Raw genomic sequence first — 12,998 nt, 5'->3', positions numbered from 1 at the left:
GCGCGTATGTCGCAGCGAAGGTCACTGTATGTGAACTTCCTCGATACGGTCGAGCACACTACGATGCGCTTCATGCCGCACAGAGAATATGGCCAGCAGTATGACAGCGAGTACGGCCAACGGTACGCCGCCCAATGCCGGATAATGATAGTCGTCGTGGAATGCGGTGAGCATGATGCCGCCGAATGCGGCACCCACTGCATTACCAAAGTTGAACGCCACCTGCACGGCGGCGCCGCCGATAAGCTCGCCGCCACCCTTGCCAGCCTCAGCCATGAGTAACTGTTGCGGAGAGGATACGAAGAACAAGCCGAATGCAATGATAAAAGTAAGTATCGCGGCGCTGACGGGTTCGCCGGGCGTAAGGAATACGGCGAGCAAGCCGATGCAGGCGATAGTTTGCCCGATGGCGGCGGTGCCGGCGTGACGCCAACGATCGCAGATGCGCCCGCCGATCAGTCCGCCGATCACCATGCCGAATCCAGCCAGCATCATCAGCAACGATATCGAAGATGACGGGTAGTGGCCAACCTGCTGCAGCCATGGCGATACGTAACTCCACCAGCAGAAAATACCGGCGTTGCCCGTGAATACGGCGAGCAGCACCAGCCACGGACCAGGCTTAGTGAGGAAACGGAATTGTCCGGCGATGCCCGCGTCCTTGACCGGAGCGACGAATGGCACCCAGCAAGCCACCAATGCGATGGTGAGCACCGCCCACGCTGCAAGTATGCCAAACGCCAGCCGCCATGACATGCTTTCCGCCATAAGGGTTCCCGCCGGTACGCCAATCATGTTGGCGACGGTTTGCCCGGTGACCATCATGGATACAGCCTGTGCTTCCTTACCCTTGTCGGCAAGTGTTTTGGCGATAAGAGTGGCGGTGCCGAAGAACGCGCCATGAGGCAGGCCGGCCACAAAACGTGCGGCGATGAGCATGGGAGCATTGATGGCGAAGGCGCTCGCGGCGTTGCCGATCAGGGCAATCAGCATGAAGATGATGATGAGCTTCTTGGGCGGCACTTTGCGGCCAAAGACCAGGATCAAGGTTCCGATGCACACGCCGATGGCGTACGCGGAGATGAAATTGCCGGCGGTGGGAATGTCTACGTGCATGGCGTGTGCCGCCTGCGGCAGGATGCCCATCATCACGAATTCCGCGGCTCCCAACACGAACGCGCCGGACGCCAGCGCCAGGATGCTTTTCTTCATCGCTCACCTCATCGTCTGTGTGGTTTGCCGAACGATGCCGTTCGTGCATAAAAAAAGAGAACCGCCAACAGTCGTGTGACCATTAGTAGTTCCCTTATGTGGTCGGGCTGGCGGGATTTGAACCCGCGGCCTCTTCGTCCCGAACGAAGCGCGCTACCAAGCTGCGCTACAGCCCGTTTGGCAACGTTGGTTATCTTACAACGAACATGCGGACAAGCAAATACCGCGTGTCGTAGGTATTATGGGTGACCTTCGGGTTCGATGTGCCAGTCGTGGCGCGTGCGGCGGTGGAGCCGAAGCGATGATGGCCATTCGGTGGATGGTACACACCATCGTTACGGTGTAGTGGCTCATCGATACACTGAAGGACTATGACTGACTTGAACGCTACCGATGAGATGAACGAGATGCAGGATGATGCCGTGTCACAGGCGATGAGCACGGTTGAACGTGCCGAAATGCTGATGCGCCAGGACGAGGAGATTCGTCGCAAGATCGAACAGGGCGCGACGCTTGACGAGGCAGTGGATCCCAGCAACGCGCAGTTTGGCCCAGCCGCACACCCCGAACAGGTGCAGATGCGCGTCGCCAAGCGTGCCATGATGTTGAAGGACGGCATTGAGCCGTACCCGGTGTCGTTGGATGTGACGCACACCATCGAGCAGGTACGCGAGCAGTATGACGGCACGCTGGACGCCGGACAGGAAACCGAAGATATCGTAGGCATCGCTGGTCGTGTGCTGTTCCTGCGCAATGCCGGTGGCCTGTGCTTCGTGCAGTTGTCCGCCGGAGACGGCACCACCATTCAGGGCATGGTGTCGAAGAAGGAAATCGGTGCCGATTCCATCAAGCAATTCAAGCAGTTGGTTGATTTGGGTGACCATCTATACCTGCGCGGTCGCGTGATTGCCTCCAAGACGGGCGAACTGTCGGTGTTCGCATCCGAATGGGCAATTGCGGCCAAGGCATTGCAGCCGCTGCCTGCGCTGCATAAGGAACTCAATGATGACACCCGTACACGCAAGCCGTACATCGGCATGATCGCGGACGGGAAGATTCGCGATATGGTGCGCAAGCGTTCGGCGGTGGTGTCGTCGCTGCGGCACACGTTTGAAAGCCGTGGATTCCTTGAGGTCGAAACGCCGATGCTGCAGACGGTGCACGGTGGTGCGGCTGCGCGCCCCTTCACCACGCATATGAATGCGTTCGATATGGAATTGTATTTGCGTATCGCGCCGGAATTGTTCCTCAAGCGTTGCCTGGTTGGCGGCATCGACCGAGTGTTTGAGATCAACCGCGATTTCCGCAACGAGGGCGTCGACGGTACGCACGCTCCCGAATTCACCATGTTGGAGGCCTATCAGGCGTATGGCAATTACGACACCATCGCCGAGCTGGTCAAGACGCTGATTCAGCAGTCGGCCATCGACGCGTTTGGTTCGACTACGGTGACGCTGCTGGACGGCACGGAGTATGACTTCGGCGGCGAGTGGAAGACCATGACGATGTACGGTTCGCTGTCGGAAGCCTTAGGTGAGGAAATCACGCCGCAGACGTCCGTGGAATATCTCGGCGCCATTGCCGACAAGCTGGGCGTGGAACGCGACGAGGTGGAGAACCACGGCAAGCTGGTGGAGCATCTGTGGGAGCACTTCTATGAGGACAAGCTGTATGAGCCGACCTTTGTGCGTGATTTCCCGGTGGAGACTTCGCCGCTGGTCAAGGCGCATCGCACCAAGCCGGGCATGGTGGAGAAGTGGGATCTGTATGTGCGCGGCTTCGAGCTGGCGACCGGCTATTCGGAGCTGAACGATCCGGTGGTGCAGCGCGAGCGTTTTGTGGCGCAAGCCAAGGATGCGTTGGCCGGCGATGTGGAGGCCATGGATATTGATGAGGACTTCCTAGAGGCGCTTGGCGTTGGCATGCCGCCGGCAGGCGGCACCGGCATGGGCATCGACCGTCTGCTGATCGCCCTGACCGGCGCGACCATCCGTGAGACGATTACGTTCCCTTTGGTCAAACCGCTGAACTGACGATAGTCGCTCCTGCGTAGATAAATAGTGGGCGCCCGCCGGAAACGACGGGCGCCCACTTAAAGAAGGTTAGTATGAAAATTGGAATGTTGCCATTCCTGACGTTTGGCGCATTCCCCGAAAGTCTGTCTGCGGTGGGCTTCCATCGTTCTGGGGAAAGTCGTCCCGCCATCCGTCACCACCGATACTACACGAAGACGTGCGTATAAAACGAGTGCCTACCGTTTCCGGTAGGCACTCACCGATAAAAAGGTATATCCATTGGAATGTTGCCATTCCTGACGTTTGGCGCATTCCCCGAAAGTCTGTCTGCGGTGGGCTTTCATCGTTCTGGGGAAAGTCACCCCGCCATCCGTCACCACCGATACTACACGAAGACGTGCGTATAAAACGAGTGCCTACCGGAAACGGTAGGCACTCGTTCAAGAAAAGAAAATTAAATGAAAGGTGGAATGTTGCCATTCCTGACGTTTGGCGCATTCCCCGAAAGTCTGTCTGCGGTGGGCTTTCATCGTTCTGGGGAAAGTCACCCCGCCATCCGTCACCACCGATACTACACGAAGATGTGTAGAATGGCAAACGCGCCCACGGTTGGACTCACCCTCCGCCGTGCGCGTGTCCCGCGTCCGTCCGGCACGGGACGGTTCGGGCAATCCCCGAACACGGGGAAAGCCCCCAAGTAAGAAAAGAACAATCAAATGAACGGAAACAACAATGGCGACAGCCAACCAGCCAACCTGCTGAAGGCGATATGCCTCCTATGCGTCGCAAAGGCGGTGAGCCAATGGACGGCGAACCTTACGGTTCTCCTCCTGCTGCTCCTGCTGGCGTGGCTGACAATCAGACGGTTGTAGGCTTAGCCCTGTTTTTCCGGGCGCACAACCCCACGGGGGAGTGCGCCCCTTTTTTTGTCGTTTTCGCCGGTCGTTTTCGGTTGGTTTTTGACATTCCGCTATGGGGTTTGGGACAATGTGAATGTACACGAAACGCTCACATTGGGTGGGGGTTTCACCGAGATTCAGGAGACGAACGACAATGGAAAACGAGAAGAACATGGATATGCCGGAGCTTGGCGTGGAGCCTACCCCGGACATGGAGGAAACCACTGTGGAGGAGACCACTGTGCAGGACGCCCCCTTGCAGGACGCCCCCTTGCAGGACGCTCCCTTGCGGGACAGCAACGACGATAACGCAACGTCGAAGCGCAAGCCCACGCGGCGCACCATCCTCATCGCGTCCCTCAGCGCGCTGGCAATCATCCTCGCCGGAACGGCGGGAGTCGGCTTGTACACCAGCCACCGTCACAAGACCGCCGCGCAAGCGTGCGAGCGAAGCGTGACCATCGCGGACAAGACGCTGGGCGAGTGGACGAAGCTCGCCGCGTCCGACAGCGTGCAGACGGCGGTCAAGTACACGGCGGGCGACGTGCAGGACGCGAAGCTCGTGGAACGATTGGCTAAGCTCATGCAAGCCAAGGACACTGCGACCGAGCGATGCCCCGCGGACACCCAAGGCTTGCAGGCGGCGGCGACCGCCAACCAAAAGGTGGCGGACACGTTGCGCACGCGCATGGGCAAGGTGGAGGAACTGGCTGGCAAGGTGAACGACTCGCATGCGGCGAAACTGCTGGCTGACGCGAAGACCGCGCTCAAGACGGCGGTGGACAACGCCACCGCGAAGCTCAACGACTCGAACGGCAAGGTCGCGGACGAGAACACCCGCGCCACGTTGCAGACGCTTATCGACGAGGCGAACAAGCTCTCTTCGGACAAGGCGGACGATTACACCGCCAAGGCGAAACAGCTCGACGATGCCGTGAACGCGGTTCAGGCTTCCATGGACGCGAAGACCAAGGCTGAGCAGGAAGCCGCCCAAGCCGCCGCACAGGCGCAGGCGCAGGCGCAAGCGTCCAAGAAGAGCACCAGTTACGGTACGTCCAAGAGCTACGGGTCAAGTTCCTCCAATCGTGGCACGTCCTCCAACAGTGGAAGTGCATCCAACAGCGGAAACATGACCTACGAGGAAATGATGGCTATTTTAAGCCAAGGTCGTGACACATCTCCTATTTGCACTGACCCGACCAAGTATTGCCCTGTTGGCTGATTAGGTCTTACCTCTCCTCTCTCTCCTGAACAAGTGTCCCCGCGAGCGCCCCGGCGTTTGCGGGGACACTCTCGTATTCGGTGTCACTGGTGTGGTGGTGGCGCATGTCGCCCATGTTCCCCATGTGGCGGGTGTTGTGGTGTTGTGGTGGTGGCGTATGCCTCCTATGGTCGCTAGGGCTGCCAATGTGGCGAGCAGGAAGATGGTCTGCGTCATATCGTCCTCCCGACGTTCTGCCCCCTCGCTGTTGCGTGGGGCTTGTGTTTTCCATCCTATGTGTGGGCGAGCGCCCCCATGGGCTTCGACCGGCGAAAACCTGTCCTTATTGTTTTTCTTTGTGGCTGTTTCCTTTTCCAAGGGTTTTCGTTTGCCTTTCGTGTTCCACTGTATTCGCGTGCAGGTGGTGTGGATGGATATGACCGGCGAAAATGGGGTGGCTTGACTTCGCGCCGGTCGCCCTGCGGCAAAAACCGCAATCGTGTAAACTGTGCTGTGAGGTGTGTTGGGTTATGCGTAAGTGCAGACTCAACAAAAGGAGCTATTCCATGAGTACATGGGTAAGCATCAAACGAAAATTGAAGAATGTGTCGCGTGCGTGCGTGGCTGTCGCGGTGGGCATCGGCATGGTGCTTCCCGCAACGGCGTATGCGGGCGACGGAGGCGGCGGTTCCGGTTCCGGCTCAGGCGGTTCCGGCGATAGTTCCACGGTGGTGTGGACGTACCGCGAGGACTTTGGGGCGGCGACGAACGCCAACGTGCGGGCGGCGATGCAACAGGCGGCTCCGGGCATCCAAATCGTCGCAGTGGGCGGCAACAACCCGGACAAGTCCATCAACGAGGCGTTGCAGAAGGCGGTCTCGGAGTGCCAGTCCCGTGCCGGAGCGTCCGCGAACTGCCGTCTGGTGGGCGTGGGCTTCGTCCATTCGACCGGTACGAACAGCTTCACGGGCGCATCCGGCTCACACACAAGCCAACAATGGTTTGCCCCTTATCTACAGAATATTGTTCCAAACACATACTATCGCAATGGTTTGGCATATCAGACCTCGCGTACTTTTTCTGATGGCGTGACCTCGGTGGACAGCATCGTGAATCGTGAGGCGACTTCGCCCAACATCAGGAGTACCAGCGTCATCGTCCTCGTGCTCGCGGACAACGAACCGTTCCAGCCCGCGTTCCAACCCAGCCTGTCCACCAACGCGCCCAAGACATACGACAAAGGGCAGACCGTCACCGACCAAGTTACTCTGGGGGTTTCGGACGGCTCGTACATCGGAGGCGTGAGCCTCAAGGCGGACGGCTACTATTTCGAGGGCGCGGCTGGCAACATCCTGCGCGAAATCAGCGTGGACGGCAACAACGCGGGCGACTACGTGAACCGCGTCAAGCAGTCTTTGGGCGAACCCACCGCCACCGCGTCCGTCACATTCACCGGAGCGGGCACGCAGACCGCGACCGCCATGAAGAACGGACAACCCTACACGTCGCCCGGCAACGGCACGTTCGGCACATGGCTATGGGTCATCCCACGCGACACCAGCCACATCACCATCGGCGGCACGCTCACCGGAGACCCCTTGAGCTACGTGAAAGCCGACACCATCGACAACGTGGGCAAACCGAACGAAACCAACGTACACCGCCAGACATTCTCCGAATGGTCGATGGTAGCCGAACCCCACGCGGAAACCGGCGCGGAACTGTGGGACACCATCACCGTCAACGGGTTCCCGAAGGACTTGGGCGACTTCAAAGGCAACAGCGCCTACGGCATGTGTTGCGTCGGTTGAACCGTGCGTTAGAAGTCAATCCTGGCGATCAGGCCGCGCAATGGTTGCTGACAGACTTCCAGAAGGCGTTGTAAGCGTGAAAAGAAAATAAGGAGTTCGTGAGACGATAGGAGAGAGGGCGTGCGACAGGAAAGGAGCACATATGAAATCGGTTGACGTGGCGAACTGCATTATCGACAGGTACGGTTCTGACGTGGTGCTCACGAACCTGAAACTTAATGAGCTGGTGTATTTCACGCAGGTGTGTTCGCTTAGGGAAACCGGCAGGCTTTTGTTCGACGACGCGATAGAAGCGGAGGGAAATGGGGTGACAGTGCCCGCTGTACATCGAGCGTTTCAGAAGTACGGGAGCAATCGTATACGGGAGTTTTCCCAGTATGAAAACTCCGAACGGCTACAGCGGATCGTCGCCCTGACGATGGATAAGATAGGAAGATTGACCGCTTTTGATCTTGTGGAACTCTCTCGCAGGGATGGCGGCGCGTGGGAAAAGGCTTATACACCCAATGAAGACACCCCCATCACAGCGGAAATCATCACCTCGTCAACGGATATGACCGCGTTTGAGAACATCGGGCGAACGTTGCGTGACGGTTTCGACATGGTGGCGGAAAAATGGCCTAACACCATGCGGTTGTTGGAGAACTCATGAGCGGCAATATGCAGAAGGCAGTGTTTCCGCCATTGATGATTGCCGACGCTAGGAAAATTGAAGCATTGGCGCAATCCGTGGATGAAGCGCACGCAGGTATCGTCTCACAAGCGGGTTTTGAATCCAAGGAGCTGTTTCCAACCGACGGGCGTGCCGATCGGAAACAGCGGATAACACCAATTATCGAAGCGGTATTCTGTTCGCACTTCGGCGTATCGCCCGCCGACCGATACGCCGACTTCTTCGAGCAGATAAGCGACTTGGCAGAACGCATAGCCAAGCGCCATGTGTACGCGGACGGCAACAAACGCACCACGGTCACGTTTGCCCTAAGCTGTCTGAACCGTCAAGGTATTTTTTACGGTTTCGAGGACACGCCCAATCCGGAGGACAACCAGTTGTACCAGTGGGTACAGGACTTGGTGACGGGCAAGCGGAATAAGACGGAGCTTGTCGCGTTTCTACGAGACAACTGCCTGTGAAACGCCAGTGGTTAGGCAGGAACAGCTGTTCTCACTCGTAGGATATCCGGTTTGTTAGGAGAGTCGAATAAGGGCGATGCCGCCAATCGCCAGTATCAGGCCGATGATCTGTACCGTGCTGATGCGGCGGCGGGGAACTCCGAGCAAGCCGCATTGGTCGATGAGCACACCGCCCAATACTTGGCCCAACAGCACGAGCAGTACCGTCACTCCTGTGCCAAGACGTGGCGAAAGAAATGCGTTGGACAACACGATTCCCGCGCCAATGAATCCGCCGCACCACATCCACCAAGGGTGTTGGCCGTGCCATGCGCCGGATATGTTGTAGCTGTGTTCCCGCACTCCGACGACTGCGGCAAGCAGCAGCAATGCCAGTGCGAAGGATACGACCGCGGCTTTCAATGGCGATCCCAACGCGGTGCCTAAGGTGCCAAGCATGGCAATTTGGATGGCCGCGCACGCGCCGAAGCCAATGCCGGCAAGACGCCACAGCCATACGGTGTGGTGTTTGCTAGTGGCAGGGGCACTGGCCATGCTCGGCTTCATGTCATGAATGTCGTCATGGTTGCGATGGGCAAGCCATGACGGCAGCACGACCGTGACAAGAAAACCGATGGTGGCTACGAGTGCGCCGATCGTCCGCAGCGTGTTGAGCGAGCGTTGCTCGGCGCCGAACCAGCCGAATTGGTCGATGAGCAATCCCATGGCAATCTGACCCATGACGGGCATCATCACAGTTTGCAGACTGCCTAGATGCGGCAGAAGCAGAATGTTGCCGGTCAGGAAGATGCCGCCGCAAAGGCCGGGAAGCCACATCCACCATGGGCCCGAGGTGGCGCCTTGCGGAATCAATGGGTAAGGGCCGGCCACCAGTGTGGCGATCAGCATGGTAAGCAGTCCCATGCTGAAGGAAATCATGGAGGCGCGCAGCGGTGATCCGACGGCGTGGCGTAGCCTGGTGTTGATTGCGGTTTGCGCGGGAGTGACGGCACCGGCGATGACGCCTAGCAGAATGGGAAACATGATGATCCTTAGCCTGATTGCGTGGGTGACGAATACGAATGTTGTGCCTAAGCATAATGCGTGGTGTGTAAACAAGTGGTGGGGCTTGCAGTGAGAATGTGAGATACCTCGCTACGCCATGAGGGGAACGCTCGGCGTGTGGCATATGCCGGACATGCGCGAACGGGATAATGGAATCATATTCATCCGTGGCTTGCCCCGTTTCCCGTCAATCCATCATCCGTGTTTGACGTTGGACGATTACAAACAAGCCACTTACGAAAGGAATACTGATGACTCTTCCTACCATTGCTCTAATCGTTGGTTCGCTGCGTCGTGGTTCATTCAACGGCATGCTTGCGCAAGTGGCAAGCGAGGCGTTGCAGGGGCGGGCCAACGTGGTTGTTGTGGATTACGCCGATGTGCCGTTCCTCAATCAAGATGTTGAGCATCCCGCGCCCGAACCGGTCGCTCGTGTGGTCGAGCAGGTCAGGCATGCCGATGCGCTGTGGATGTTCGCTCCCGAATACAACGGTAGCTATACCGCAGTGCTGAAGAATCTTATCGACTGGCTATCCCGTCCGTTCGATCCGACTTTCCAGGACATTACCAGTGCGTTGACTGGTAAGACGGTGGCGCTGAGCTCGGCTGCGGGGCGTTCGGCAGGTGCGCTGGTACGTGAGCATCTGACCACTTTGCTGCAGTTTGTCAATGCCAAGGTACTGGAACAACAGGTGGGCGTTGTGCTGCCTTCGGAGGCATTCGCCACCGGTGCGTTCACGCCGAGCGAGGATGACCGCAAGGCGATTGCCGAACAGGCGGATGCCTTGCTGGCTGCTATCGCGTAGTAACGCGGTATGGCCGTTGCCGTAGCGATGGTGGCGGCTGATATGGCGAGGGGTGGCGCGTCATGATGACGTGCCACCCCTCGTTGGTTACCTGCGCATGCGTGGTGAGTCGAACGTTCGGACCGGCGAACGCGCAGTCATGCATAGGTATAGCGATGGTCGCGTGTGATTATGAGACGGCGTCCAAAGCGTGGTTGATGTCGTCAATGAGGTCCTGCGCGTTTTCGATGCCGCAGCTCAAGCGCACCAAATCGATGCCCACGCCGGCTTGTTCGAGCTGTTCCTCGGTGAGCTGGCGGTGTGTGGTGCCGGCGGGGTAGAGGATGCAGCTACGGGCGTCGGCCACATGGGTGGCGATGGAAATGGTGGTGAGACGGTCAAGGAAAGCCGTTACCTGTTCGCGTCCTCCAGGCACGCCGAACGCGATGACGCCGCATGTGCCTTGGGGCATGTAACGCATGGCACGTTCGTGGTAACGGTCATCAGCCAATCCCGGATAGTTGACCCAGCTGATGCGCGGGTCGTCGTGCAGGAACTGCGCCACGGCCTGGGCGTTGGCACAATGGCGCTGGACTCGCAGGGCCAGCGACTCCAGATGCATCCCCATGATCCATGAATTCATGGGAGCCGGTGTGGAGCCGAAATCGCGCATGAGCTGCGCGGTGGCTTTGGTGATGTATGCGGCTTTGCCGAAATCTTTGGCGTAGACCACACCGTGGTAGGAGTCGTCCGGCGTGGTCATTTCGGGGAAACGCTCGGCGTGTGCCATCCAATCGAAGTTGCCGGAGTCGACGATTGCTCCGCCGACGCATGAGCCGTGGCCATCCATGTACTTGGTGGTGGAGTGCGTGACGATATCCACGCCGAACGAGAACGGTCGGCAATTGATGGGAGTCGGGAAGGTGTTGTCGACGATCATCGGTACGCCATGGCGGTGGGCGGCATCGACGAATTTGTCGAAGTCAAGCACGATGAGCGCAGGATTGGCGATGGATTCGGCGAACACCGCTTTGGTGTTGGGGCGGAACGCCGCTTCCAGCTCTTGAGGGGTGCAATCTGGGCTGACGAACGTGCATTCGATACCCATGCGTCGCATGGTGACGTTGATTAGATTGAACGTGCCGCCGTAGATGGCGCTGGATGCGACGATGTGGTCGCCATTGCCACAGATGTTGAAGAGTGCGAAGAAGTTGGCTGCCTGTCCCGAGGAAGTCAGCATGGCTGCGGCGCCGCCTTCCAGCTCGCAGATTTTCGCCGCAACCGTATCGCTGGTTGGATTTTGCAGGCGGCTGTAGAAGTATCCGGCTTCGGAGAGGTCGAAGAGGCGGCTCATGTGCTCACTTGAGGTGTATTTGAACGTGGTGGACTGCACGATGGGAGGTGTGCGCGGCTCGCCGTTGCCCGGCTGGTAGCCGCCTTGCACGCAGGTGGTGTCGAGATGCAGCGTCATGGGATTCCTCCTGACCTCATAGGGAAGCGCCGTAGTGCGCATGAATATAGGCATTGTGTCCACCGTAGCATCGCAGATAAGCACAACGATGTTTCCGTCTCGTGTTTTGCAGATGAATATGGTGACATGTTCCGCTTGTCCGCCGCAGATATGCCGGACAATCTCGCTATCGACCTCGTGTAGTGATGCCGTCCCTCGCGTATGTCGCCATCACGGTGGCGCAGCAATCGCACAGGTGGAACGATACGTCGGTGTAATGTCGGATATCCGCAGCTGCGTTATTATCGTTCGGTGAGCAGTACGCAGCATCGAATCGAACAAACCCCGCAAGGATTGACGGCCACCTTGGTGGCATCTGTCGTGTATGGATTTTTCCCTCTTTATTGGGCGGCGCTCGCCAGCGTCTCGTCCATGAATGTCATGTTATATCGCATTGTCACCGCGGCCATTGTTATGGTGCTGTTCATGATATGCTCGCGCCGTTGGGCGGGGTTCGTCGCCTCGGTGCGTGCCATGTGGGCCAAACCCAAAGTATTTGCCGCCGCCGTGGCTGCAGCCATATTGGTAACGATTGATTGGGTGGTGTACATCTATCTGGTGTCCATCGGGCATACGTCCGAAGCCAGCGCTGCCAACTTCCTCATGCCGCTGATCAACATGCTGCTCGCCTTGGTGCTGTTGCGTGAAAAAACCAGTGTGCTCGGTGTTCTGTCCATGGTGATTGCCTTGGTCGGCGCCGGCTTATATGTGTGGGATACTGGATCCTTCCCGGGGTTGGCCATGATTATGACGCTCAGCTATAGCGGATACTGCCTGATCAAACGATTCGTACCCTTGGACGCCTTCTCGTCACTGACGTTTGAAACCGGTATTCTTGCGCCCTTCGCGCTGGTGGCGCTCGCCGTCCAGCCGCGGATGGGGGTGCCGGCCGGCGCGCCTTGGTGGGTTTGGGTACTGCTCGCCGGATGCGGTGTGTTAACCGTGGTGCCGTTGGGATTGACTTCGTACGGTGTTAAGCATGCGACGTTCCTTACGGTGAGTTTTACGCAGTACATCACGCCCACCATTCAGCTGATATTGGGCATTGTGGTACTGGGCGAATATGTGCCTGCGCATCGCTTCATTTCTTTTTCGGTGATTTGGCTGGCACTGGTGGTGTATTCCTTCGACATGGTTCGCCAATATCGTCGGATGTTGATGTTGGGCCATCGGGCGGCGTGATGTTGTAATGGGATGCCGTGTGTCGGAATGGTGCAGGGTGTTGATGTTCCAGTAAATATTTTATAGTACAGGCAGTCCATTAATAAAATTCCCATATCTGTATTATCCTTGTAAGGTCGAGTGTAAACCATACTGATTGTGGGAGAGAGTGATGGGCTGGATACAGCGCAAGTCGCGGTATGTATTCGTTATATGCATCGTTGTA

10 protein-coding genes and 1 tRNA gene are annotated in these 12,998 nt (G+C 57.9%); 7 read left to right on the top strand and 4 right to left on the bottom strand.

The window, feature by feature from the left end:
• Window positions 1-21: 21 nt before the first annotated feature.
• Both AC1AWK_RS05020 and AC1AWK_RS05015 read right to left on the bottom strand, forming a co-directional pair.
• Window positions 22-1,212 carry an MFS transporter gene (locus AC1AWK_RS05020; RefSeq protein ID WP_476568656.1) on the bottom strand — a complete coding sequence of 397 codons (1,191 nt, stop codon included), beginning with the start codon at window positions 1,210-1,212 and terminating at the stop codon, window positions 22-24.
• Between the two features lie 99 nt (window positions 1,213-1,311).
• A tRNA-Pro gene (locus AC1AWK_RS05015) sits at window positions 1,312-1,388 on the bottom strand.
• 195 nt (window positions 1,389-1,583) lie between these two features.
• On the opposite strand from AC1AWK_RS05015, the gene lysS reads away from it, so the two are divergent.
• From lysS to AC1AWK_RS04990, 5 genes are all read left to right on the top strand, one after another.
• The gene (lysS, locus tag AC1AWK_RS05010) at window positions 1,584-3,245 is read left to right on the top strand and encodes a lysine--tRNA ligase (protein ID WP_476568654.1); all 1,662 of its coding nucleotides are present in this window, start codon (window positions 1,584-1,586) and stop codon (window positions 3,243-3,245) included.
• 1,035 nt (window positions 3,246-4,280) lie between these two features.
• Entirely contained in the window at window positions 4,281-5,348 is a 1,068-nt protein-coding gene (locus AC1AWK_RS05005) for a hypothetical protein (protein ID WP_476568652.1), read from the top strand.
• A 545-nt stretch (window positions 5,349-5,893) separates the two neighbouring features.
• Window positions 5,894-7,138 carry a hypothetical protein gene (locus tag AC1AWK_RS05000; RefSeq protein ID WP_476568650.1) on the top strand — a complete coding sequence of 415 codons (1,245 nt, stop codon included), beginning with the start codon at window positions 5,894-5,896 and terminating at the stop codon, window positions 7,136-7,138.
• Window positions 7,139-7,280: 142 nt separating this feature from the next.
• Window positions 7,281-7,790, top strand: coding sequence for a Panacea domain-containing protein (locus tag AC1AWK_RS04995; RefSeq protein WP_476568648.1), 510 nt, complete (start codon window positions 7,281-7,283; stop codon window positions 7,788-7,790).
• Window positions 7,787-8,272, top strand: coding sequence for a Fic family protein (locus AC1AWK_RS04990; protein ID WP_476568646.1), 486 nt, complete (start codon window positions 7,787-7,789; stop codon window positions 8,270-8,272). Before AC1AWK_RS04995 ends, AC1AWK_RS04990 begins: the two co-directional genes overlap by 4 nt.
• Before the next feature lie 54 nt (window positions 8,273-8,326).
• Here the strand turns inward: AC1AWK_RS04990 and AC1AWK_RS04985 are convergent, their stop codons facing one another.
• Window positions 8,327-9,295 (bottom strand): DMT family transporter, encoded by a 969-nt coding sequence (locus tag AC1AWK_RS04985; protein ID WP_476568644.1) that lies wholly within the window; start codon window positions 9,293-9,295, stop codon window positions 8,327-8,329.
• A 272-nt stretch (window positions 9,296-9,567) separates the two neighbouring features.
• Between AC1AWK_RS04985 and AC1AWK_RS04980 the strand changes: the two genes are divergently transcribed.
• On the top strand, window positions 9,568-10,122 hold the full coding sequence (locus tag AC1AWK_RS04980; protein WP_476568642.1) for an NADPH-dependent FMN reductase: 555 nt from the start codon (window positions 9,568-9,570) through the stop codon (window positions 10,120-10,122).
• 169 nt (window positions 10,123-10,291) lie between these two features.
• Here the strand turns inward: AC1AWK_RS04980 and AC1AWK_RS04975 are convergent, their stop codons facing one another.
• On the bottom strand, window positions 10,292-11,572 hold the full coding sequence (locus AC1AWK_RS04975; protein WP_476569627.1) for an O-acetylhomoserine aminocarboxypropyltransferase/cysteine synthase family protein: 1,281 nt from the start codon (window positions 11,570-11,572) through the stop codon (window positions 10,292-10,294).
• 291 nt (window positions 11,573-11,863) lie between these two features.
• Here AC1AWK_RS04975 and AC1AWK_RS04970 point away from each other — a divergent pair, with 291 nt between their 5' ends.
• A complete protein-coding gene (locus tag AC1AWK_RS04970) occupies window positions 11,864-12,793 on the top strand; it encodes an EamA family transporter (RefSeq protein ID WP_476568640.1) in 930 nt (309 codons plus the stop codon).
• The last annotated feature ends 205 nt before the right edge of the window (window positions 12,794-12,998 follow it).

Source organism: Bifidobacterium sp. LH_491 (assembly GCF_056356495.1).
Note: the sequence above shows the minus strand (reverse complement) of the source record. Positions and strands in the feature narration are given on the sequence as shown.